This window comes from Eubacterium sp. LMAG:50, assembly GCF_008680265.1.
GTDB classification, from domain to species: Bacteria; Bacillota; Clostridia; order Lachnospirales; family Lachnospiraceae; genus Eubacterium_U; species Eubacterium_U album.
In genome coordinates, this window is record NZ_NALP01000007.1 from 179,705 (window position 1) to 202,507 (window position 22,803).

Below are 22,803 nucleotides of genomic sequence, written 5' to 3' on the forward strand. Positions count from 1 at the left end.
CTTTGGTATTATACAATATAGGTTGTAAAATTATTGTTAAGAAGCAGGAGAACATTTTGAGATTATTAATTGTTGAGGATGAGAAACAAATATGTGATATGGTTGCAAAGAGTCTGTATGCTGCCGGCTATGAGGTGGATACCTGTTATGATGGGAAAGAGGCTCTTGAATGTATACTGTCGGAGAATTATGATCTGATAGTTTTGGATTTGAATCTGCCGGGGATGGATGGTATGGAGCTTCTTAAGGAGCTTAGAAAATACAATGATGAAACTAAGGTTTTGATATTATCTGCAAGAGGTCAGATTGCTGATAAGGTAGAGGGACTGGATGCAGGAGCAAATGATTACATGGAAAAACCATTCCATCTGCAGGAGCTTGAGGCACGTATCAGAAGCCTGACAAGAAGAAAATTTGTACAGAATGATATATGTCTTAAATGCGGAGAAATAAAGTTTGATACGATTAAACGCGAGGCATATGCAAAGGAAGAGCCGGTTCCACTGACAAGAAAAGAGAATGGTATTTTGGAATATTTACTTATCAATATAGGCAGACCGGTGAGTCAGGAGGAGCTGATAGAGCATGTGTGGGATGCCACGGCAGACAGCTTTAGCGGAGCAATCAGGGTACATATGTCTTCACTTAGAAAAAAGCTTAAGGCTAAGCTGGGATATGATCCCATTCAGAACAAGGTAGGTGAAGGCTATAAAATACGGGAGGAGTCTGACAGATGAAAAGAATGTCGCTACAGTGGAGACTTACGTGCATTACTACATTGTGTATTGCTATTATATGTGGCTGCCTGACTATGTTTGTCTATAAAAATGGTGTGCATTACATCGATTCTCTGCAGGATGCGGTAGAGTCACAGGGGAATGAAAAAGGAAACAAATCAGATGAAATATATATCAGCATACCGGACGATAAGTGGGATGAGTTTGCGGATGAATTTTCGATTCAGGTGTACAATAATAAGGCCGGCTATAAAAGAAACAGTCTGATAATCACGGTTTTGCTGGCGCTTTTGGGAGGTGTCGTCACTTATTTTATAAGTGGGCATACACTCAGACCAATCAGGGAGTTTTCAGATAAAATTGAAGAGGTACAGGCTCAGAATTTGTCTGATTCAAGAATAGAGGAAAACAATGTTAAGGAACTGAACCAGCTGGGTATTTCTTATAATAAGATGCTTGAGCGTCTGTCGGAAGCATTTGAGATACAGAGACAGTTTACTGCAAATGCAGCACATGAGCTGCGTACTCCATTAGCGTTAATGCAGGTACAGCTTGATTTATATAATTCTGCCTCTCACCCGGGAAATGATGCAGACACTTTGCAGACCATAAAAATGGTTACGGAACAAAATGATAAATTAAACAGGATGGTAAAGACTCTTCTTGACATGAGTGAGCTCCAGACGGTGGGAAGGGATGATAAAATTATATTGGATGCTATTGTTGAAGAGGTTTTGGCAGACCTTGAGCCTCTTGCCGTGGAAAAGAATATAAAGCTGATTGGAAAATGTGAGGATGCCACTATGATAGGCAGTGATATCCTTATTTATAGGCTTGTATACAATCTGGTTGAGAATGCCATCAAATATAATCATCCGCTCGGACAGGTTACAGTAACCGCATATCAGAGAAACAAGCATGTTTATCTGTCTGTAGAAGATACGGGAAGCGGAATACCAAAGGAGCTTAGGGAGAGAGTGTTCGAGCCATTCTTCCGTGTGGATAAATCCAGAAGCCGGGAACTGGGTGGCGTAGGACTAGGCCTTGCTTTTGTCCGTGAAATCGTTAGAGTACATGATGGCAGTATTTGTATCAAATCAGGCAAGACTGGGGGAACGATTTTCGAGGTGACTTTTGCACAGCACTACGCTTGACAAAGAGTTATAATTTTCAAATAAAAAGATGCTGTCGCGTTCAACACAACAGCATCTTTTTATTTATCCTATTACCAATAATTATATATATATATTTATCTTTCTAATATTAATATATCTTACTCTGCATTATTGCTAAGATATTCTTCGATTTTGTCAATAGCCTGAACTTCATCCTCACCGTCAGCTGTTACAGTAACTGTTTCACCTGATGCAAGTCCTAATGTCATCATTCCCATGATGCTCTTTGCATTTACCTTAACATTTCCATGTTCTACATAAATCTTGCTCTGAAACTGACTTGCCACCTGTACACATACCGCTACCGGTCTTGCTTCCAATCCTGTCTGAATTCCTATTGTTATGTCCTTTGTCGTCATTGATCTAATCCTCCCTGGGTATTACCTCTTAAATCGTCTGCGATTTCGCTTATTTTGCGTAATCTGTGGTTTACTCCTGATTTTCCAAGTGGTGGCTCAAGCAATCCACCAAGTTCCTGCAATGAAGAGTCCGGATTCTCCAGTCTCACCATGGCAATATCTTGAAGTTTACCCGGCAAATAATCTATGCCTGCTTTATCTATTATGTATTGGATATCATCAATCTGTCTGCATGCCGTATTAACTGTTTTTTTAATATTGGCTGCTTCACAATTAACTTGTCTGTTATAATAGTTGCTCATACCTTTAAGAATCCTTACATTCTCCATTTTCATAAGAGCAACGTGTGCTTCCATAACATTTAAAACATCCACTATGCCTTCGCCTTCTTTGATATATACCACACAATTACCCTTTCTTGCAACCGTTTTTCCCTCAATATTAAAAATATTCAGTATATCCAGTATCTGTTTAGCCTTAAGTTCATTATTGCATGCTATCTCAAAATGATACGATTTGTTAGGGTCATTAATTGATCCTGTTGCCATAAATGCTCCCCTAAGGAATGCCCTTTTACAGCAATTCTTCATTATTACTATATTATTTTGTACTGACAATATTTCCTCAATATCACCATCATTATTGACTAATTTTGTTGCCTGAAGTATTTTAAGGCTTTCCTCATGATTCTTTATATTAACAGTATATGTTCTTGACTTATTAGAATATGCACTTGTCCTTATGGAAATTTCAGGTTTTATTCTAAATGATTTTTTTATTAAATTTGCATACTTCCTTGCAACAGCCAATGTTTCAGTTCTCATCTTGATAGAATATTTGTTATCCCAGGAAATAATTACATTTCCACACATACTTGTAATTGCGGCAATTTCAGCAATTCTACAATGCTGTGCATTACTCATTTGCCTCGATAATTCTTCTTTTACTTCACTTGAAAATGACATTTTTACTCCTACTAAAAAGTTCTTGTCTGCTAACATCTATTAATTATGTTGTCATTAAAATATCTCCGTCTTTTAACAGCTATTTTATTTTTGTTTTTAAAACAACTATCTGTTAATATCTCTGTGTGATATTTTTATTCCGTATTGTGCATCTTCAACATCAAGTGCGGCATACAGTTCTCCTGCAACAGTTACTGAACGATGGTGTCCTCCTGTACATCCAATTCCAATTACAAGCTGATTTTTTCCTTCTGCGATATAATTTGGAATAAGGAATCTTACCATATCAATTAATTTTTCCAGAAATACCTGAGTTACATCTGCATTTAAAACAAATTCCTGTACCTCTCTGTCGAGCCCTGTTTTATGCTTAAGCTCCGGTTCATAATATGGATTTGGCAAAAATCTTACATCAAATACTAAGTCACAATCTGTCGGTATTCCATGTTTAAAACCAAATGACAATACCGATATGAACAGATTCTTGTACCCTTTACTCTGAACAAATATTTTTTCCAATTCTACGCGCAAATCTCTTACAAGCAGATTACTTGTATCTATGATGTAATCCGCCTGCTCACGCAAGAAAGCAAGCCTTTCCTGCTCAACTTTTATGCCGTGGGCAACACTTTTATTCTCACCCATAGGATGAGCTCTTCTTGTTTCTTTAAATCGCTTGATGAGCATTTCTTTACTACAGTCTAAAAATAAAATTTCATATTCCTGACCTTTATTTTTCATTTGCTCAAGAACTTTATTTATTTTGCCCAAATTTTGTCCACTACGAATGTCCACACCTATGGCTACTCTGTTAACTTCACTCGTCTGACTATAAACTAAATCAGCAAACGTTCCTATGAGTTCTATAGGAAGATTATCTGCACAATAATAGCCGCTGTCTTCTAAGATTTTAAGTGCTGTTATCTTACCTGAGCCTGACATTCCTGTAACTATAACAAATCTCATAATTGTCCTTTCATTTTATTACCATTTAACAGCCGGTAATATTTTAACCTCCGGTTCCAGAGTCACCTGAAATTCTTCGTATACTTTTTTTCTCACATCTTTCATCAAATTAATGATATCTGTTGCTGTTGCATTATCATAATTAATTACAAATCCACTGTGTTTTTCAGATACCATTGCACCACCTACACGGTAGCCCTTTAATCCTGCATCCTGAATTAATTTGCCTGCAAAATATCCTTCCGGTCTTTTAAATGTACTACCGGCACTTGGGTATTCTAAAGGCTGTTTTTCTTTTCTTTTAGCCATTAATTCTTTCATATGCATTTCTATTTCATCTCTGTTGCCTTCGTGCAACTCAATGCATGCTTCAAGTACTATCATTTTTTCTTTTACAATAATACTTGTTCTATACCCTAACTCTAGTTCTTCTGCTTTAAGAGTTTTCATTTCTCCATTATTATCAAGTACCTTAACCCACTTAAGAACATCCTTCATTTCCCCACCATAGGCACCGGCATTCATTGTTACCGCTCCACCTAAGTTTCCCGGAATTCCATGGGCAAATTCAAATCCTGTCAGGCTTTCGTTTAATGCCTTTACTGCAATTTTAGATAATTTGGCTCCTGCCTTTGCAACTATCTCATTTCCATTTATTTCTATTTCCGCTAATGCAGAATCAATTTCAATTATCACACCATCAAATCCATCATCCTGTACTAATAAATTACTTCCATTTCCAATGACATAATATGGAATATTTTCTTCTACACATAAACGCAGAACATCCCTGACTTTTGTATATTCATCAGGGATTACATAGTATTTTGCAGTTCCTCCGGCTCTAAATGTACAGTGTGAACTCATCGGTTCATCACATCGCACATTACTATCACCGGCAATTAATTTTAATCTGTTTTCCAGACTTTTATTCATTGAAAAAATCTCCATTCAACTATTTTGATTATGTTTCTATATTAGATTTAAAGGCAAATATGTTAAATTCACAAAAAAATACATTTATGATTAACATTTGCTACAAATCTACTTTATAAAAACTGATATTTATTTACATATCATTGCTGCTGCACCATACATTCCTGCGTCATTTCCTAATGTTGCAAGATGTACTGCTGCGTCACCACATGCTGCAAAACATGTTTCACGGTATTTATCTTTAATAGCATCAATAAGAAACTGTCCTGCCTTACTAACACCTCCACCTATGATAAATGCCTGAGGATTTACAACTACTGCGATATGTGACATTGCTGTTCCAAGATATGTACCCATTGTTTCAACAACTTCATTTGCTCCTGCATCTCCTTCTTTTGCAAGGTCAAATACATCTTTAGCTGTGATGTTTTCTCCAAATTCTCTCATCTTTGTTTCTTTATCTGTATTATTCATTAAGCGTTTTGCAAGTCTTACAACACCTGTTGCTGATGTAAACTGTTCAAGGCATCCTTTTCTTCCACAATTACAGCTGTCTGTTTCATTATCATCTACATGCATATGACCAATTTCACCTGCTCCACCATTGTAGCCTGTGAGAATCTTTCCATTAATTATAACTCCACCGCCTACACCTGTTCCAAGTGTAATCATTACGATATCATCATAATCTTTTCCGCCACCCTGCCATGCTTCTCCTAAAGCTGCAACATTAGCGTCATTTCCTGCCTTAACCTTTATTCCTCTGAACATTTCAGATAACTTTTCTTCTACATTAAATGTTCCCCATCCGAGGTTTACACACTGAAGAACTGTTCCGTCATTTGTAATAGGTCCCGGAAGTCCGATTCCTACGCCTTCGATATCATCAAGGCTTATTTCTTTTTCTGCTAACTTAGCCTCCATTGCCTCGCAAATATCTGAGAGGATATTTTCACCAAAGTTCTCTGTTCTTGTAGTAATTTCCCATTTGTCTAAAAGTTCTCCTGCTGTGCTGAAAAGTCCTAACTTTACTGTTGTTCCTCCCACATCAATGCCAAAACAATAATTCTTCATTTTTTTATTTTCCTCCTAATCATCATCTTCTTCACTTTTTTTCATAATGTTATTCTGAACTCTGTTATAAAGTTCTCTTGCTGCATTATAACCCATCTTCTTCTGTCTGTGGTTAACTGCCGCTGCTTCTACAATAACCGCAAGGTTTCTACCCGGTCTTATAGGTATTGAGTAACATACAACCTGATTTCCAAGGAATTCAATATACTGGTCCTCTAACCCTAAACGGTCATATTCTTTTTCTCTGTTCCATTCTTCTAATTTTATTACCATGTCAATGTTCTGTGTATCTTTAACATTTTCAACACCGAACAAAGTCTTAACATCAATAATACCTATTCCTCGAAGTTCAATAAAATGTTTTGTTATATCAGGTGAAGTTCCAATTAATGTTTCTTCACTTACCTTTCTTATTTCTACAACATCATCTGTTACAAGACGATGTCCTCTTTTAATAAGTTCAAGGGCAGCTTCACTTTTACCAATTCCGCTTTCACCCATAATCAAAACACCTTCACCATAAACATCAACTAAAACTCCGTGAATTGAAATACAAGGTGCAAGTTCTACATTAAGCCATCTTGTCAAATCAGCATAAAAACTTGACGTTGTCATATCTGTTGATAAAACAGGTACTCCATTCTTTCGTCCTACCTCAATCAAATCTTCATCCGGCTCAATTCCCTGACATATTACTAAACAAGGTATTCCGCTTGTCATTAACATGTTATACATTTCAATACGTTTCTCATGAGTCATTTCTGAAATATATGCCCACTCAACATTTCCTATAATCTGTACACGTTCTTTATCAAAATGATTAAAGAATCCTGCTAACTGCAAAGCCGGTCTGTTTACTTCCGGAATTGTTATCATTATCTTATTAGTATCAATTTCCGGTATATAATTTTTAAGATTATAATTTTCTATTATTTTTGAAAACTTTACTTTTGCCATATCTATGTTCCTCCTATTTTTTATTTCACATAAGAATATGTTGCATAAACCTATTCTTAAGCCCTTTTTTACTATTTCCGTAATATATTCTTCCTAGATTTTAACATCATAAACACTCTTTGTACACTAATTTAATGAAAAAAATCATAAACACTTTTTGCAATATTTTTTGTCATAGAAGGTGCCTGCTCTAAATTTTCTAATGATGCCTCTTTTATATTGTCAATCGATTTAAAATGTTGCATCAGAGCCTTTCTTCTTGCCGGACCAACTCCCGGGATGTCATCAAGAATAGATTTAACCTGTTTTTTACCTCTAAGGCTTCTGTGAAATTCAATTGCAAATCTATGTGCCTCATCCTGAATTCTTGTAATTAATTTGAATGCCTCCGAATTTCTGTCTATCGGAATTTCTATATTGTTATAATATAGCCCTCTTGTCCTATGATTATCATCCTTAACCATTCCACATACCGGTATGTTCAAATGAAGTTTATCAAGCACTTCAAGGGCAACATTAACCTGTCCTTTTCCACCATCCATCATAATAATATCAGGAAATTTGCTGAAACTTCCAAGTTCATAATCTCTTCCGTCTTCATCCATTTTTTCTCTTTCCTCTAATCCATGGGAAAATCTTCTAGTAAGAACTTCCGTAAGACTTCCGTAATCATCAGCGCCCTTTATCCATTTAATTTTAAATCGTCTATAACTGTTTCTTTTTGGCTTCCCATCTTCATAAACTATCATCGAGCCTACTGATTCATATCCGTTAGTATTAGAAATATCGTAGGCTTCCATTCTGTGAATATTTGTTAAATTTAGTAATTCTTCAATTTCTTTTACGGCTCCGATTGTTTTTTGCTTTTCTCTTCTGTATTTTTCCTTATTCTGTTCTAGGAGATTTCTCGCATTTTTATTTGCAAGCTCCACAAGTTTTTCTTTCTGACCTTTTTTCGGTTTTACAATTTTTACCGTAAAGTTTTGATTTCTGCTAAGCCATTTGCTTATCAGTTCTTCATCTTCAATTTCTGTTGGCACAAATAACTCTCTTGGAATAAACGGAGTTCCCACATAATACTGTTTGATAAAATTAGTTACGATATCCATCCCTGTATCACCCGGAACAGTATTCATGTAAAAATGTTCTCTTCCTATTAATTTGCCATTTCTGACAAAGAAAACCTGAACTACTGCATCATTTCCTTCCTCTGCATATCCTATAATATCCCTGTCTTCAAACTGATGCGTTGTAATTTTCTGATTTCCGGCAACATGATTTATGCTATTTATCAAATCTCTGCATTCCATGGCTTTTTCAAAATCTAAAGCCTCTGATGCCTTCATCATTTTTTCTTCTAATTCTTTTATTGTATCTTTATAATTTCCCTCAAGAAACTTTATAGCCTTATTTATATTTTCTCTATAATCTGCTTTTGAAATGTAGCCCTGACAAGCCCCATCACACTGTCCTATATGATAATAAAGGCACGGTCTTCCATTTATTTTGGGCACCTGCTTATGTTCACCATCAGCTGTCAGTGTATCATCCGTAACTATTGACTTATTGCAATTTCTTATGTGATACATTTTCTGAAGCAGGTCTATCGTATCCTTTACCGCTCCTGAACTTGTAAATGGTCCAAAATACTTGCTCTTGTCTTTCTTCATTCTTCTTGCAAATAAAATTCTTGGATAATCTTCATTTATCGTTACCTGCACATACGGATAACTTTTATCATCCATAAGCATTGTATTGTATTTTGGTCTGTATTCTTTTATAAGATTGCATTCTAATATGAGCGCCTCTAATTCTGAATCTGTAAGAATATATTCAAACCTGCTTATTTTCTGAACCATTGATTCAATCTTCGGTCCTCTTTTTTTTACATCTTTTCTGAAATATGAACTCACTCTTCGCTTTAACTTTACTGCTTTTCCAACATAAATTACATCATCATGAGAGTCATACATAAGATATACGCCCGGAGTTTCCGGCAATTTTTTTAATTCTTCCTGAAAATTAAACATTCTATCCTATTACTTCTTTCACCTTATTTATTCTCTGTGTAAATTGCAAATAAAATTCATTATTCACATCATATGGCATTAAATAAAATAATTTTACCAAATACATTGTTATTGTTTTAATCTGACTTTCATCCTGCATTCCTTTCAATATATGTTGTATGTCTTTTAGGAAATAATGCCATATAACAATGTATTCATGGTATTTATTTATATTATCTATTCCAAGCCATTTATCTATTCTAACCTTAGTTCTATTTTTCTTCGGGCATTCATAAATCTGATTAAAATATTTAAAATCATTATCATCGTATATTCTGCCTAACGGAAATAATCTGCATATCCCCGGTCTGTTTGAGTGCACACTGCATCTTCCATTTTCATCTAGGAAGAAACATTTTCCACCATCTTCCTGCATTTTTAAATTCGGCAAAATAACACCATCTGCTACATTTAACTCCACAGCTTTACTCATAAGTTCTTCCATTGTAATTCCTACTTTTGCAAATTGATATATGTCGTATGGGTCAAGCACTATCGACTCTCCCATATTGTGACAACACTTGCTGCATCCCTCACATTCGTTGCATCCTATCCTTGCCAAATCATTTTCTGTATATGATTTTCCATCTGTCATCTCTGACAAATCCCAATTTCTCTCCATGTTTACCTCTTGTGCTTATTAATAATTTAATGCCAGGATCAAATGGTTTAAGCCCACATGAGCTTACTCATAAGTGGGTAAAAGACCTTGAGACCCGCCCCAATATGAGCAAAAAAGTGGGATAATTCCCACGATATGCGAATATTGGGTAGGATTGTGGGAGTGCGTAGCACTGAACAATCCGTAGGCTTCAAAGTCATTTTATCATAAAACTATTTATGGGGCAAAATAATCGATTGGGGCTTTAACCAGATTTTTTTGGTGTGATTTTGTGGGCGTGATTTTCAATACTATGGACACGGCATTGCACGCATTTTGCATATGAATTCAATTTAATGAAATAAAGACTATACTTAAAATGATATGCTCCCCCATATAAGACTTTTATATTTCATTGTCCTATATGAGTGTCGCGTATCAGTAAAAGTATAGTCTTTGTTTTAATTATATATTTTATGAATTAATTAATTTAATTCACTTTTATTTGTATAGTATATGAATTGATTTCATTACATCTACATCAATTCATATTACCTAATTATTGATTATCATCCATTGTCTGACTATCTGACTAATTATTGATTATCATCCGTCGTCTGACTATCTGACTAATTATTGATTATCATCTGTCACCTGACTATCTGCATTGTCATCGTTCTGCTGTTCTACTGTTTCACCGGCATCCTGCTGTCCTGCTTCCTCAGCCTGGCACTGATGATAAATTTCCATAAACTGCTTTCCTGTAATTGTTTCTTTTTCATATAAATATTCAGCAATCTTATCGAGCTTGTCTCTGTTTTCTGTAAGAATTCTCTTTGCTTCTTCGTATTTTTCTTTCAAAAGAATCTTTATTTCTTCTTCAATTTGTGAAGCTGTCTTTTCACTACAATTTAAACTTGTACTTCTTCCTAAATACTGATTTTCTACCTGTTCAAGACTCATAAGTCCAAACTTCTCTGACATACCATACATTGCAATCATTGATTTTGCAATCTTTGTTGCCTTTTCCATATCATTTGAAGCACCTGTTGTAACTGAATCAAATACAATTTCTTCTGCTGCCCTTCCGGCAAGAAGCATAACCAGTCTTGCTTCAAGTTCGCTTTGTGACATCAAATATTTTTCTTCTTCAGGTACTGTCATTACATATCCTAAAGAACCCATCGTTCTTGGTACAATTGTAATCTTCTGTACAGGTTCTGCATCCTTTTCAATTGCTGTTACAAGAGCATGACCAACTTCATGATAAGCAACAATCTTCTTTTCTTCTGCTCCAAGAATCTTGTTCTTCTTTTCTTTACCTGCAATTACAACTTCTACAGCTTCAAATAAATCAGCCTGTGAAATCGCTTTTCTACCGGCTTTAACTGCATTAATTGCTGCTTCATTAATCATATTTGCGAGGTCTGAACCAACAGCTCCACTTGTTGCCAATGCAATTTCTTCAAGATTTACTGTTTCATCCATCTTAACATCTTTAGAATGTACTTTTAATGTTTCCAATCTTCCCTGTAAATCAGGTGTATCTACGATTACTCTTCTGTCAAAACGTCCCGGTCTCAACAATGCCGGATCAAGTACTTCCGGTCTGTTAGTTGCAGCTAAGATTAAAATACCTTTAGAAGAATCAAATCCATCCATCTCAGCAAGCAATGCATTTAACGTCTGCTCTCTTTCATCATTGCCTCCACCGTATTTTGAATCTCTGCTCTTACCAATAGAATCTATTTCATCGATAAATATAATACATGGTGCATTTTCCTCTGCCTGTTTAAATAAATCTCTAACTCTTGATGCACCTACACCAACATATAATTCAACAAAATCTGAACCTGATAATGAGAAGAACGGTACTTTAGCTTCACCTGCTACTGCCTTTGCAAGTAAGGTTTTACCAGTTCCCGGAGGTCCTACAAGCAAAGCTCCTTTTGGAAGTTTCGCCCCAATTTCTGCATATTTTCCGGGATTGTGAAGGAAATCTACCAGTTCAACTACTGATTCCTTAGCTTCATCCTGTCCGGCTACATCTTTAAATGTAACACCTGTTTCTTTCTGGATATAAACTTTGGCATTGCTCTTTCCAACTCCAAATATTCCATTTTTGCCACCGGCACTTCTTTTCATCATCATGCCAAAGATAAAATAGAATACGGCAAACATAATAACAAGCTGTATTACATAGAAAATTATTTCCTGTGACCCACTATCAAATTGTGCCTTAAAATTAACATCAGTATATTTAGTCTTTAATTCCTGAATCAGTGAAATATCTCTGTCTTCTAAATCTGTTGTCCAATATTTATACTGAATAAATGAGTTTTCTGATCCTTTTAAAGTTAATACAATTTTTCCTTTGTCAAATACTACCGTATCAACTTTGTCCTGCTCCAACAAAGCTATAAACTGATTGTAAGTTATTTCCTTTGTTGTTAACGCACTTGTCATATAAGATGAAAGTGACATAAATAAAAATGCGGCAGCTATAGCTATTACTATAGGTATAATCGTGTTTTTATTAGGTCTGTTGCCATTACCATTATTATCTCCGTTATTACCATTATTGTTGCCATTATTATTTCGATTGTTATTTTGATAAAAATTATTGTCCATCTAAAATTCTCCTGTCAACTGTGTAATTGTAGTTATTTTATCATTTTGCATGAATTAATGCCAGTTATATAGCATATTTTTTATCTCACATACCATACTAATGTTATTTTATGAAAAAAGATTTAACAAATATTAAATTTTTATTTTTTTTCGTTTTCTCAAATAATCCGGTAATTATATATCACCTTTATTTTTTTTGTTTTCTCATATAACCATCACTTATACTTTATATTTATTTAACAATTATCTAAAGTGCTTATTATAAAAGTTATAATTATTTATTTTAATTTGTCAGTGCTTTTTTCTTATTATTATAAACTAAAGTATGCATAATAATTACATATTTTTTGTATTTCACTATATAATCAAAAGTTTTTTTTTCAAAAATTCATTTTTTCTGATTTTTTATAGTATTGCGTTCTTATATGTTGTATATTTTAATCGTGTTTGTTTTTTTAGAAAATGAGCATTTTAATATAATAAAATAGGTACAACAAAACACTTTCAGAAATATTGTTTTAATTATTTTTCGGACTTAAATATATTTGATAAAATCAATTTTTTCTGATTGAATTATAGGAGGAAAATTATGTCAGTAAAATACGTATTTGTAACCGGTGGTGTTGTATCCGGCCTTGGAAAAGGAATTACGGCTGCTTCCCTTGGCAGACTTCTTAAGGCTCGTGGATACAAAGTAACAATGCAAAAATTTGATCCATATATAAATATCGATCCCGGTACTATGAATCCAATCCAGCACGGCGAAGTTTTCGTAACTGATGACGGTGCTGAAACAGACCTTGATTTAGGTCATTATGAAAGATTTATCGACGAAAGTCTTACAAAAAATTCAAATGTAACAACCGGTAAAGTTTACTGGTCTGTTCTTACTAAAGAACGTCGTGGCGACTTTGGTGGGGGAACTGTTCAGGTTATTCCTCATATCACAAATGAAATCAAAAGCCGTTTTCACAGAAGTTTAAATGAAGAAACTGAAATCGCAATCATTGAAGTAGGTGGAACAGTTGGTGATATTGAATCACAGCCATATATCGAAGCAATCAGACAGTTCCAGCATGATGTTGGACATGAAAACTGCATTCTTATTCATGTAGCATTAATGGTTTATCTCCCAGCATCTGAGGAAATGAAGACAAAACCAATTCAGATGAGTGTTAAGGAATTACAGCGACTTGGTATTCAGCCGGACATCGTTGTATGCCGTACCGAATTTGAAATTGATGATATTTTAAAAGATAAAATCAGTCTTTTCTGTAACGTGCCTGCAAGCCATGTTGTACAAAATTTAACTGTAGACATGCTTTATGAAGCACCTCTTGCAATGGAAAAAGAACATTTAGCAGAAATTGTATGCGAAAGTTTAAATCTTGATTGTCCTGAACCTGACTTAGATGATTGGAAAGCAATGGTTAAATCAGCAAAGAATCCTACAAAAGAGGTTACTGTTGCTTTAGTTGGAAAATATATTGCATTACACGATGCTTACATCAGCGTTGTTGAATCATTAAAGCATGCCGGATATGCTGCTAACGCAAGTGTAAATATCAAATGGGTTGACTCAGAAACTGTAACAGATGAAAATGCTGCTGAAGTATTTGGCAATGTTTCAGGAATCCTTGTTCCGGGCGGATTTGGAAGCCGTGGTATTGAAGGGAAAATTTCTGCTATCCGTTATGCACGTGAAAACAACATTCCATTCCTTGGTCTTTGCCTTGGTATGCAATTATCAATTGTTGAATTTGCAAGACATGTTGTAGGATTTAGAGATGCACATAGTGTTGAACTTAATTCAGCAACTACTCATCCTGTAATTTCTCTTATGGCTGATCAGGAAGGTGTTGATAATATCGGTGGAACATTAAGGCTTGGTTCTTACCCATGTAAATTAGCTAAAGACAGTTTAGCATACAAATTATATAAAGAAGAATTAATCCACGAACGTCATCGTCATCGTTATGAAGTTAACAATGACTATCGAAAGGATTTAACAAACAACGGAATGATGCTTTCAGGTATTTCTCCTGACGGAAGAATTGTTGAAATGGTAGAAATTCCATCTCATCCATTTTTCATTGCTACTCAGGCACATCCTGAATTTAAGAGCAGACCTAACAGACCTCATCCATTATTCCTTGGATTTGTTAACGCATCACTCGATAATCAGAACAAATAAATATAAACCAAAAACAGGGAAAAGCCTTCAATTGAAAGCTTTTCCCTGTTTTTTACTAACTATTGCATAAACTTCATGTCCAAATACGCCACCAAGTGTATTGGCCAATATATCATTTAATATTAAATACTCCTTCAAATATTGTGCGTATTTTTTATTTGAAAATATCTTACTTGTACTTTGATAATTTATTTCTGAATAAAACATCACACTATTTTACATTTTTATGAGCGATTTTTTTAACTTTTTTACATTTTTATGAGGGAACTTTTTATAATATTTACATTTTTATGAGGGAACTTTTCATCAATTCCAACACTTTTATGAGGATATTTATTTTTTCAAATATAGATATGCCATCATCCTATAGTACTTTACTCAATAATTTCATATTGTAACATCTCATATTTAAGATTTGTGCCTTCATTTATTCCCTCTGGTAGTAAAGCTCTTGCTACCAACTTTATATTTTCACTTTCAATATCTGTTCTTTTTAAATTTGCATAGTCTCCATCAATGCTGACTACCGTATAGTAAAAAGTTTGCATTACAATTCTCCTCGTCTTTATTCATCTACTCTGCTCCAGAAATCCACGGGTTCATAATCTCTTAAAGCTACCAAATATCCGCTTTCGTCAAGTTCCTTTTGTATTTCATCTAATGTTTCTTTTGAATCAGCAGATACAGTATGATAATGATATTCTGAAGTTATTTGCATAAGCGGTGTAGACACGCCACTTTCAATTCCTTCAATATATTTTTTTACATCACGACGGGACTTTATGTTCATGTCAACTTTTATGACACCATATACTTTGTGGTACACAAACACATCATCTACCACTCCGCCTAAATCTACTATGAGATTTAATTCATCAGGAATCTGCTCTGTTGTATGTTTTACTTTAAACACCCTTTTAAATGTTTCTTCGTCATTTAAAATATAACCCTTATGAGTAGAAATAATTTCGTGATTTTTTGCTCTAAGAAGTGCAATATCCTGAACAACAATCTGTCTGCTTACATTAAATTTTTCAGCCAATTCCGTTCCCGATACAGGATTTGTGCTTTCCTGCAATATTTTCAACAGATTTTCCCTTCTCTTTTCTCCGCTCATAATTTCCATCTCTCCTACAAATTTAAATATATGAATGTTTAATGTCCGGCCCTTAAATATATAAATTTGATATATCTAATATCAAATATATTAAGTGCCATCTCTCATGTGTCTTATATTCTGTGAAGGTTTTTAAGTGAAATATCCATAATTGGTGCAGAATGTGTTAATGCACCACTAGAAATATAATCAACACCTAAATCAATTAATTTTGCAATGTTTTCTTTAGTAACATTTCCTGAAATTTCAATTTCTGCCTTATGATTTATAACTTCCACTGCTTCTTTCATCTCTTCATGGCTCATATTATCAAGCATGATTATATCTGCTCCTGCATCTACTGCCTCTTTTACCATTTCAAGATTTTCTACTTCAACTTCTATCTTTCTTACAAATGGTGCATATTCCTTTGCTGCCATTATTGCTTCTTTGACACCACCTGCAGCACCTATATGATTATCCTTTAAAAGAACACCATCTGTCAAGTTGTATCTGTGATTATTTCCACCACCAACTCTTACAGCATATTTTTCAAATATTCTGTTGTTCGGGCTTGTCTTTCTTGTATCTAATAATTTTATTTTGCTATCCTTAAGTAATACTGCTATAGAATGTGTGTATGTTGCGATTCCACTCATTCTCTGAAGATAATTAAGTCCTGTTCTTTCACCTACTAACAAAGTTCTGATATCGCCTCTTACCTTTGCCATAAGCTGTCCTTTTTTTACTTCATCCCCGTCCTGAACGTAGAATTCAAATTCTGTATTTTCATCTAAAAGTTCAAATGCTCTTCTGAATACCTGAAGTCCACAAATAACTCCATCTTCCTTGCATACTAAATCTACTTCGCCAGCCTGTGCTGTTGGCATTACAGCATTTGTGGTTACATCTTCGCTTGTCACATCTTCTTTTAATGCGCTTAATACTAATGGATCAACGCTTAATTTCAAAGTAATTGGATCGTACATTTATAATACCTCACTGTTTAATCTTTCACTTTATATCTATCATTTAATCTGATTGTTTAACTTATTTATTTAAACTGCCTGTTGTGCTTCATTATTTAATCTGTCTATTTCATCTAAAACAAGTTTTTTGTACTCTTTTGCAAGGGCATCTCCATCCTGGTATTTTGTTATATCTATGTTTTCAAATTCCTTCTGTTTTGTAGTATTATACTGTTCTCCCATCTGGATTGCTGCTCTTTTCGCAAATACAAGACTTTCTAATAACGAATTACTTGCAAGTCTGTTCTTTCCATGAACCCCATTACATGCAGTTTCTCCTACTGCATAAAGCTGGTCCATTGATGTCTTACTTTCAAGATTTACTTTTATGCCACCCATAAAATAGTGTTGTGCCGGTACTACTGGAATGCAGTCATCAGGCACGTTATAGCCATATTCTCTACAATGTTTTACTATATTTGGAAAATGGCTTTCCAACTGTTCTCTGTCAATTGGTTTCATAGACAGCCACACAAAATCAGTTCCGTCTTTCTTCATTTGTTTTCTTATTTCTCCGGTAACAACGTCTCTTGGTTGCAGTTCATCTGTAAATCTTTTCATTTTTTTATCCAAAAGAACTGCCCCTTCTCCCCTTACTGATTCTGAAATAAGAAAACTTCTGTCTGTCTCATTCTCAGTGTAAAATGTTGTAGGATGAATCTGAACATAATTTGTATTCTTAAGTTCAATTCCGTGTTTCAAAGCGAGTGCAATTGCATCTCCTGTCAAATGTCTGTAATTTGTAGAATATCTGTAAATTCCACCAATTCCACCACTTGCTAATACTGTATAATTAGCCGTTATTGTATCAAGTGTGCCGTCATCTTTCTTTACCACCACACCATAACATACATTATCTTCACATAGAATGTCCACCATTGTCCAATGTTCTTTTATTGTAACATTTGGCAGTTGTTTAACTCTTTCATAAATATGACTTGTAATTTCTTTTCCGGTTACATCTTCATGAAATATTATTCTGTTTCTTGAATGTGCACCCTCTCTTGTATAACTTAATGAGCCATCCTCTTCTCTATGAAAATCTGCTCCAAATTCAACCAAATCTGTTACTATATCCGGTGAAGATTTTATCATTGTTTCTACTGCAGCTGTATCATTTTCAAAATGTCCGGCTCTCATTGTATCATAGAAATAACTGTCATAATCTTCTTCATCTGTCAACATGCACATTCCACCCTGTGCTAAATATGAATCACTATGCTCAACTATATCTTTTGTAATTATTAATATTTCTTTATCTCTTGGAAGATTATATGCACAATAAAGTCCTGAGCATCCACTTCCAACAATTACTATATCTGTTTTCATTTTACTTCACTTTCTATAAAGAGATTTTCTATTCTAAAAAAAATAAATTATATTTAATCTGTATATTTTAATTTCTTATTAACGAATTCTAATCTTTATTTTGCTAATTCAAGCATTCTTGATAATGGATAATTAGCCTTCTGTCTTATCTCTTCATGTAATTCAACCTGATTATCAAATGTTTCTAATACGTTTAACACTTTTTCAAGTGTAATCTTTTTCATATTTGGACAAATCTGTGAATCCTTAACCGGATAGAATTTCTTATCCGGATTTCTTTTCTGAAGTTCATAAAATACTCCGATTTCGGTGGCAATTAAAAATTCTTCATCTTCACACTTTGTTGCATAGTCAATAATTTCAGCTGTACTTCCTATAAAGTCTGAAACAGCTAATACATCTTCTGTACATTCCGGATGTGTTAAGACTTTAACTCCGGGATGTCTTTTCTTTGCGTCTGCAATATGCTGTGTTGTTATTTTTTTATGTACATGACAATATCCATCGTTGAATATAAAGTTCTTGTCCGGTGTCTGTTTTGCTACAAAATGCGCTAAATTGTTATCAGGAACAAAGAATATGTCTTTATTTGGTAATGCCTTTACAACTTTTACTGCATTTGATGAAGTTACACATACATCTGAATATGCTTTTATTTCTGCTGTTGAGTTTACATAACATACAACCGCAACATCAGGATACTTTTCTTTTACATCTAATATATCTTCTACTGTAACCATATGAGCCATAGGACAATCTGCTGATAAGTCCGGCATCATAACTGTTTTCTTAGGATTTAATGTCTTAGCACTTTCTCCCATAAAAAGTACACCACAGAACAAAATATTCTTCTGTGGAACTATTGTTGCAATCTTACTTAATGCAAATGAATCTCCTACATAGTCTGCGATATCCTGCACCTGTCCATCTACATAGTAATGTGCTACTATTGCAACATCTTTCTCCTGCTTTAACTGTTCAATACGTGCTATCATATTTTCCATTTTTCCACCTGAACTGATTCGCCATTATGTTTTATAGAACCAGTATTTTCCTTTCGTGTTTTCATTAGGTGGCATTATATCATCTGTCTTGTCAGTTGTCAAATCAGTTGTTAACTCATATGTCAATTCAGAACAAGTGATGGCTCTTTTCAAGTTGTACTCTTAATTTAATCTAGCTTCAAATCCGACTATATTCTTTAACCTGATTATATTTTAAAGGGCTGTTATACAGTTATACTCTTTCCTTTATTTCACCTTGTCTATAACCCTCGAGTAATTCCTCAAGTTCTTTTATTTGCTTCTTAATATTTTTTCCTATATCACTGTCTCTAACCATAACTCGTTTATCTATAGTCTCTATTCTATCTGCAGTTGATTCAATATCTTTATTTTCTTCAAGTGCCGTTTCAATACTTTCAAATGGCTGATGTGACATAAGTCTCATGCTGTGGGAATTATAAATTAACGTATATCCTGCAATACCTGTAGTATCATGATATGCTTTGCAGAATCCGCCATCAATTATTATAAGTTTGCCATTTGCATGAACCGGCTTTTCTCCTTTTGTTACCCTGATTGGCGTATGGCCGTTAATTATATGAGACATTGGTGAATACATATCAAAATCATGAAGAATCATATTACATGTTTTTTCATCTTTATAAAAATCATAATATGGATTCTTAGGTTCATTCCATGCATTTTTATCATCAATAAAAGTTCTTTCAAATGTCTTTATTCTTCTTCCTGATAGCGGAGATTTTTCACCGCACCACAAATACCACATAAAATCAAGTTCATCCTGATTATTCTTATTAAAATAAGCTTTTCTCGCCATTTTATCAGCATAATCAAGATAATCTTTTCCTTTATAATTCTTGTCATTTAATTTAATAACAGCAAAATTTCCATCCTCATCCAAAGGAACGCAGCCATGATATAACAAATTATTATTGAAACAACAATACATACTTCCTTTTGCATATAAGAATTCTATATGTTGTTTTAAACGTTTGTTATTAACATACATTCTTCGAAGTTCTTTCACGAGTTGCTTTTCTTCTGATGATAATTCGTACGGATTTTCTCTATCAACTGTTGGAAAATTAACATCATTCATCTCATATGTTTTTCCTTCAATTTCAATAGTTCCATTTTCATAATTTATTTTATGTAAAAGTCTTCTATCATCCATATTATATTCGGGATGTCTTGAAATAATCTGTCCTTCTAATTTAAATAAAATGACTGAAATTGCTTTTAATGCTGCTTTCATAGGTTCCATATCCGGGTATAATCTTTCTGCAAAAAGCGTTAAAGTTCTAAGACTTATTCCATATCCGTTTTCAAGCATTTGCATATTATTATACTGAATATTATTTCTTATTGTCGTGGCAATACACGCATCACTTCCGGCTGTTGCTCCCATCCACAAAATATCATGATTTCCCCACTGTATATCTATTGAATGGTGTTCCATCAGCAAATCAAGAATATCATCAGGATGTTCTCCTCTGTCAAATACATCCCCCACTATATGCAAATGGTCTACCGCAAGACGCTTTATCAGGGTCGATAATGCTTCTATAAATTCCTCTGCATTTTTTATACTAATAATTGTGTCTAATATTTTTTCATGATAAACAATCTGATTATTGTCTTCATCTTCCTGCATATGTAAAAGTTCATCAATAATATATCTATAGTCCTGAGGCATGGCTTTTCTCACTTTAGAACGTGTATACTTTGATGAAAATTTCTTTGCTATATTAATAAGTTTTTTCAAATTATCCCTATACCAACCGTCCGTCAGTTTGTCTTCCTGCCTAAGCAAATTCATTTTTTCTTTCGGATAATAGATTAATGTACATATCTCTTTTCGTTCTTCCTTCGTCATAATGTCACTAAACATTCTGTCTACTTTGTCTCTTACTTCACCTGCACAGTTATTTAACAAATGACAAAAAGCTTCATACTCTCCATGCAAATCACTCATAAAATGTTCTGTTCCTTTTGGAAGATTTAATATTGCATTTAAATTTATAATTTCTGTACACACAGACTGTATCGTTGGGTATTTTTCTGAAAGTAACTGTAAATATCTTTTTTCGTTCATATCTGTATCTCCAAATCTTTCTCTTCTTATATAAACACAAGAAACTCTCGCTTTGATTTAATTTCAAAAAATTAAATCCTAATGCAAGAGTTTCTCTATTATCATTTATTTAAGTCTCTCTAAAGTTTTTAACAATAATTCCCATGTTCTTTCTGTTGATGCTATAGATAACACTTCTTTTGTCGTATGAATATCATGCATCTGCGGTCCAAATGAAATACAATCAAGTCCTTCTAATTTTGATGAAAAGATTCCACACTCAAGTCCTGCATGAATTCCTTCAACTATAGGTTCTTTACCGTAAATTTCCTTATATACATCTACCATAATATCGCGCACTTTAGAATTTTCAACATATTCCCATGCCGGATATTCTCCGCTTATGCTTATTTCTTCTCCAAGTAAATCCGCTAATGAGCGAATTTTTTCTATTAAATATTTCTTTTCTGAATCTTTTGAACTTCTTACTGAATAAGTAAATATTATGTCATCTTTATTTGTTCTTAACACGCCTAAATTAAGTGATGTCTGAACTAATCCCTCTACATCATGGCTCATTTTCTGTACACCATGTGGCATATTAACTAAAGTCATAATTGCTCTAATTGTAGTTGGAACTGTTGCAACATCAAGTACCTGACTTGGAAGAACATTAGTTGTAAGTCTCATATCAGGGTCTGTATGCTTGTATTCATCCTTTATCTCTTCAAATGTTTCTTCTACTATCTGTTTTACTTTATCAACGTTTTCAGGTAATACGGCAATTGCAGCTTCACTTAATTTGGCAATTGCATTGTCTTTCTCTCCACCATTAATTGAAATAATTCTTATATCCATATTTTGAACAAGATTTAATAAGATTCTTCCAATAGCAACATTTGCATTAGCTCTTCCTAAATGAATTTCTGCCCCTGAATGTCCTCCTGTAAATTGATCAAGCTTTATTTCAAATATCTGTCCGTTTACAGGTTCATGCTGAAATGGAACTTTGCATTCTACTGTTCCACCACCTGCACAACTTACCGTAAATACTCTTTCATCCTCTGAATCAGCATTTAATAAAATCTTTCCTTTTAAAACTGATGTATCAAGTGCTGCTGCACCCAACATTCCAATTTCTTCATCTACTGTAAATACTGCTTCAATTGCCGGATGTTTAATGCTGTCATCATCTAAAATGGCTAAAGTCATTGCCACTGCAATACCATCGTCACCGCCAAGAGATGTTCCTTTTGCACTAATGTAATCTCCATTAACCTCTAAATCTAAGCCTTCTTTTTCCATGTCTTTGTTGCAATCAGCTTCTTTAACCGCAACCATATCCATGTGTCCCTGAATGATTACCGTATCCGCATTTTCATATCCTTCTGATGCATCTTTAAAAATAATAACATTTTTGCTTTCATCCTGAATATACTTTAAATTATGTTCCTTTGCGAAATCTACAAGGTAATTACTTATTTTCTCTACATTCTTTGAACCATGTGGTATCTGTGTTATCTCTTCAAAATATTTAAATACACTTGTTGGTTGTAAATTTTCTAATACTTTCATTTTATGTCATCC

General features: G+C 34.0%; 20 protein-coding genes. 3 read left to right on the plus strand and 17 right to left on the minus strand.

Translation table 11 applies throughout. From position 1 onward, the window contains the following. Positions 1-56: 56 nt before the first annotated feature. Both CCC31_RS06155 and CCC31_RS06160 read left to right on the plus strand, forming a co-directional pair. A complete protein-coding gene (locus CCC31_RS06155) occupies positions 57-737 on the plus strand; it encodes a response regulator transcription factor (RefSeq protein ID WP_022024520.1) in 681 nt (226 codons plus the stop codon). Beyond that, a complete protein-coding gene (locus tag CCC31_RS06160; RefSeq protein WP_290850331.1) occupies positions 734-1,891 on the plus strand; it encodes a HAMP domain-containing sensor histidine kinase in 1,158 nt (385 codons plus the stop codon). The genes CCC31_RS06155 and CCC31_RS06160 overlap by 4 nt, the downstream gene beginning before the upstream one ends. A 119-nt stretch (positions 1,892-2,010) precedes the next feature. On the opposite strand, the gene CCC31_RS06165 is transcribed toward CCC31_RS06160, so the two are convergent. The 9 genes from CCC31_RS06165 to ftsH all read right to left on the minus strand — a co-directional run bounded on the left by CCC31_RS06165 (position 2,011) and on the right by ftsH (position 12,470). Further along, positions 2,011-2,271: an HPr family phosphocarrier protein gene (locus tag CCC31_RS06165; RefSeq protein WP_022088885.1), complete on the minus strand. Its 261-nt coding sequence runs from the start codon at positions 2,269-2,271 to the stop codon at positions 2,011-2,013. Further along, the gene (gene whiA, locus CCC31_RS06170) at positions 2,268-3,236 is read right to left on the minus strand and encodes a DNA-binding protein WhiA (protein WP_022088884.1); all 969 of its coding nucleotides are present in this window, start codon (positions 3,234-3,236) and stop codon (positions 2,268-2,270) included. Before whiA ends, CCC31_RS06165 begins: the two co-directional genes overlap by 4 nt. Positions 3,237-3,341: 105 nt before the next feature. Next, a complete protein-coding gene (gene rapZ / locus CCC31_RS06175) occupies positions 3,342-4,202 on the minus strand; it encodes an RNase adapter RapZ (protein ID WP_022088883.1) in 861 nt (286 codons plus the stop codon). A gap of 18 nt (positions 4,203-4,220) precedes the next feature. Continuing rightward, positions 4,221-5,138 carry a UDP-N-acetylmuramate dehydrogenase gene (gene murB / locus CCC31_RS06180; RefSeq protein ID WP_260978923.1) on the minus strand — a complete coding sequence of 306 codons (918 nt, stop codon included), beginning with the start codon at positions 5,136-5,138 and terminating at the stop codon, positions 4,221-4,223. Positions 5,139-5,267: 129 nt separating this feature from the next. Next, positions 5,268-6,212 carry an ROK family glucokinase gene (locus tag CCC31_RS06185; protein WP_117908383.1) on the minus strand — a complete coding sequence of 315 codons (945 nt, stop codon included), beginning with the start codon at positions 6,210-6,212 and terminating at the stop codon, positions 5,268-5,270. Positions 6,213-6,227: 15 nt separating this feature from the next. Next, complete coding sequence (gene hprK, locus CCC31_RS06190) at positions 6,228-7,169, minus strand: HPr(Ser) kinase/phosphatase (protein WP_178514921.1); 942 nt, start codon at positions 7,167-7,169, stop codon at positions 6,228-6,230. 131 nt (positions 7,170-7,300) lie between these two features. After that, positions 7,301-9,199, minus strand: coding sequence for an excinuclease ABC subunit UvrC (uvrC, locus tag CCC31_RS06195; protein WP_118564957.1), 1,899 nt, complete (start codon positions 9,197-9,199; stop codon positions 7,301-7,303). A gap of 1 nt (position 9,200) precedes the next feature. After that, positions 9,201-9,860 (minus strand): YkgJ family cysteine cluster protein, encoded by a 660-nt coding sequence (locus CCC31_RS06200; RefSeq protein ID WP_290850333.1) that lies wholly within the window; start codon positions 9,858-9,860, stop codon positions 9,201-9,203. A gap of 612 nt (positions 9,861-10,472) precedes the next feature. Beyond that, positions 10,473-12,470, minus strand: coding sequence for an ATP-dependent zinc metalloprotease FtsH (gene ftsH, locus CCC31_RS06205; RefSeq protein WP_290850334.1), 1,998 nt, complete (start codon positions 12,468-12,470; stop codon positions 10,473-10,475). Between the two features lie 589 nt (positions 12,471-13,059). On the opposite strand from ftsH, the gene CCC31_RS06210 reads away from it, so the two are divergent. Then, complete coding sequence (locus CCC31_RS06210; protein WP_290850335.1) at positions 13,060-14,664, plus strand: CTP synthase; 1,605 nt, start codon at positions 13,060-13,062, stop codon at positions 14,662-14,664. A gap of 374 nt (positions 14,665-15,038) precedes the next feature. Here the strand turns inward: CCC31_RS06210 and CCC31_RS06215 are convergent, their stop codons facing one another. The 8 genes from CCC31_RS06215 to CCC31_RS06250 form a co-directional block, all read right to left on the minus strand. Further along, positions 15,039-15,212, minus strand: a complete 174-nt coding sequence (locus CCC31_RS06215; protein WP_022088871.1) for a hypothetical protein — start codon at positions 15,210-15,212, stop codon at positions 15,039-15,041. A 17-nt stretch (positions 15,213-15,229) separates the two neighbouring features. Continuing rightward, a complete protein-coding gene (locus CCC31_RS06220; protein WP_022088864.1) occupies positions 15,230-15,781 on the minus strand; it encodes a 3H domain-containing protein in 552 nt (183 codons plus the stop codon). A gap of 113 nt (positions 15,782-15,894) precedes the next feature. After that, the gene (gene nadC, locus CCC31_RS06225) at positions 15,895-16,749 is read right to left on the minus strand and encodes a carboxylating nicotinate-nucleotide diphosphorylase (protein WP_022088863.1); all 855 of its coding nucleotides are present in this window, start codon (positions 16,747-16,749) and stop codon (positions 15,895-15,897) included. 69 nt (positions 16,750-16,818) lie between these two features. Further along, on the minus strand, positions 16,819-18,117 hold the full coding sequence (locus tag CCC31_RS06230; protein ID WP_117908371.1) for an L-aspartate oxidase: 1,299 nt from the start codon (positions 18,115-18,117) through the stop codon (positions 16,819-16,821). Positions 18,118-18,212: 95 nt separating this feature from the next. Next, positions 18,213-19,121 (minus strand): quinolinate synthase NadA, encoded by a 909-nt coding sequence (nadA, locus tag CCC31_RS06235; protein ID WP_363347842.1) that lies wholly within the window; start codon positions 19,119-19,121, stop codon positions 18,213-18,215. A gap of 24 nt (positions 19,122-19,145) precedes the next feature. Beyond that, complete coding sequence (locus CCC31_RS06240; protein ID WP_260978937.1) at positions 19,146-19,274, minus strand: hypothetical protein; 129 nt, start codon at positions 19,272-19,274, stop codon at positions 19,146-19,148. Between the two features lie 79 nt (positions 19,275-19,353). Beyond that, positions 19,354-21,237: a fructose-1,6-bisphosphatase gene (locus CCC31_RS06245; protein WP_290850338.1), complete on the minus strand. Its 1,884-nt coding sequence runs from the start codon at positions 21,235-21,237 to the stop codon at positions 19,354-19,356. 105 nt (positions 21,238-21,342) lie between these two features. Then, positions 21,343-22,791, minus strand: coding sequence for an aminoacyl-histidine dipeptidase (locus CCC31_RS06250; protein ID WP_290850340.1), 1,449 nt, complete (start codon positions 22,789-22,791; stop codon positions 21,343-21,345). Between the last annotated feature and the right edge of the window lie 12 nt (positions 22,792-22,803).

What these genes read in the sequence shown, in the direction of transcription:
- CCC31_RS06160 (WP_290850331.1), top strand. Translation starts at nt 734, where the DNA reads ATGAAAAGAATGTCGCTACAGTGGAGACTTACGTGCATTACTACATTG.
- CCC31_RS06165 (WP_022088885.1), bottom strand. Translation starts at nt 2,271, where the DNA reads ATGACGACAAAGGACATAACAATAGGAATTCAGACAGGATTGGAAGCA.
- whiA (WP_022088884.1), bottom strand. Translation starts at nt 3,236, where the DNA reads ATGTCATTTTCAAGTGAAGTAAAAGAAGAATTATCGAGGCAAATGAGT.
- rapZ (WP_022088883.1), bottom strand. Translation starts at nt 4,202, where the DNA reads ATGAGATTTGTTATAGTTACAGGAATGTCAGGCTCAGGTAAGATAACA.
- murB (WP_260978923.1), bottom strand. Translation starts at nt 5,138, where the DNA reads ATGAATAAAAGTCTGGAAAACAGATTAAAATTAATTGCCGGTGATAGT.
- CCC31_RS06185 (WP_117908383.1), bottom strand. Translation starts at nt 6,212, where the DNA reads ATGAAGAATTATTGTTTTGGCATTGATGTGGGAGGAACAACAGTAAAG.
- hprK (WP_178514921.1), bottom strand. Translation starts at nt 7,169, where the DNA reads ATGGCAAAAGTAAAGTTTTCAAAAATAATAGAAAATTATAATCTTAAA.
- uvrC (WP_118564957.1), bottom strand. Translation starts at nt 9,199, where the DNA reads ATGTTTAATTTTCAGGAAGAATTAAAAAAATTGCCGGAAACTCCGGGC.
- CCC31_RS06200 (WP_290850333.1), bottom strand. Translation starts at nt 9,860, where the DNA reads ATGGAGAGAAATTGGGATTTGTCAGAGATGACAGATGGAAAATCATAT.
- ftsH (WP_290850334.1), bottom strand. Translation starts at nt 12,470, where the DNA reads ATGGACAATAATTTTTATCAAAATAACAATCGAAATAATAATGGCAAC.
- CCC31_RS06210 (WP_290850335.1), top strand. Translation starts at nt 13,060, where the DNA reads ATGTCAGTAAAATACGTATTTGTAACCGGTGGTGTTGTATCCGGCCTT.
- CCC31_RS06215 (WP_022088871.1), bottom strand. Translation starts at nt 15,212, where the DNA reads ATGCAAACTTTTTACTATACGGTAGTCAGCATTGATGGAGACTATGCA.
- CCC31_RS06220 (WP_022088864.1), bottom strand. Translation starts at nt 15,781, where the DNA reads ATGAGCGGAGAAAAGAGAAGGGAAAATCTGTTGAAAATATTGCAGGAA.
- nadC (WP_022088863.1), bottom strand. Translation starts at nt 16,749, where the DNA reads ATGTACGATCCAATTACTTTGAAATTAAGCGTTGATCCATTAGTATTA.
- CCC31_RS06230 (WP_117908371.1), bottom strand. Translation starts at nt 18,117, where the DNA reads ATGAAAACAGATATAGTAATTGTTGGAAGTGGATGCTCAGGACTTTAT.
- nadA (WP_363347842.1), bottom strand. Translation starts at nt 19,121, where the DNA reads ATGGAAAATATGATAGCACGTATTGAACAGTTAAAGCAGGAGAAAGAT.
- CCC31_RS06245 (WP_290850338.1), bottom strand. Translation starts at nt 21,237, where the DNA reads ATGAACGAAAAAAGATATTTACAGTTACTTTCAGAAAAATACCCAACG.
- CCC31_RS06250 (WP_290850340.1), bottom strand. Translation starts at nt 22,791, where the DNA reads ATGAAAGTATTAGAAAATTTACAACCAACAAGTGTATTTAAATATTTT.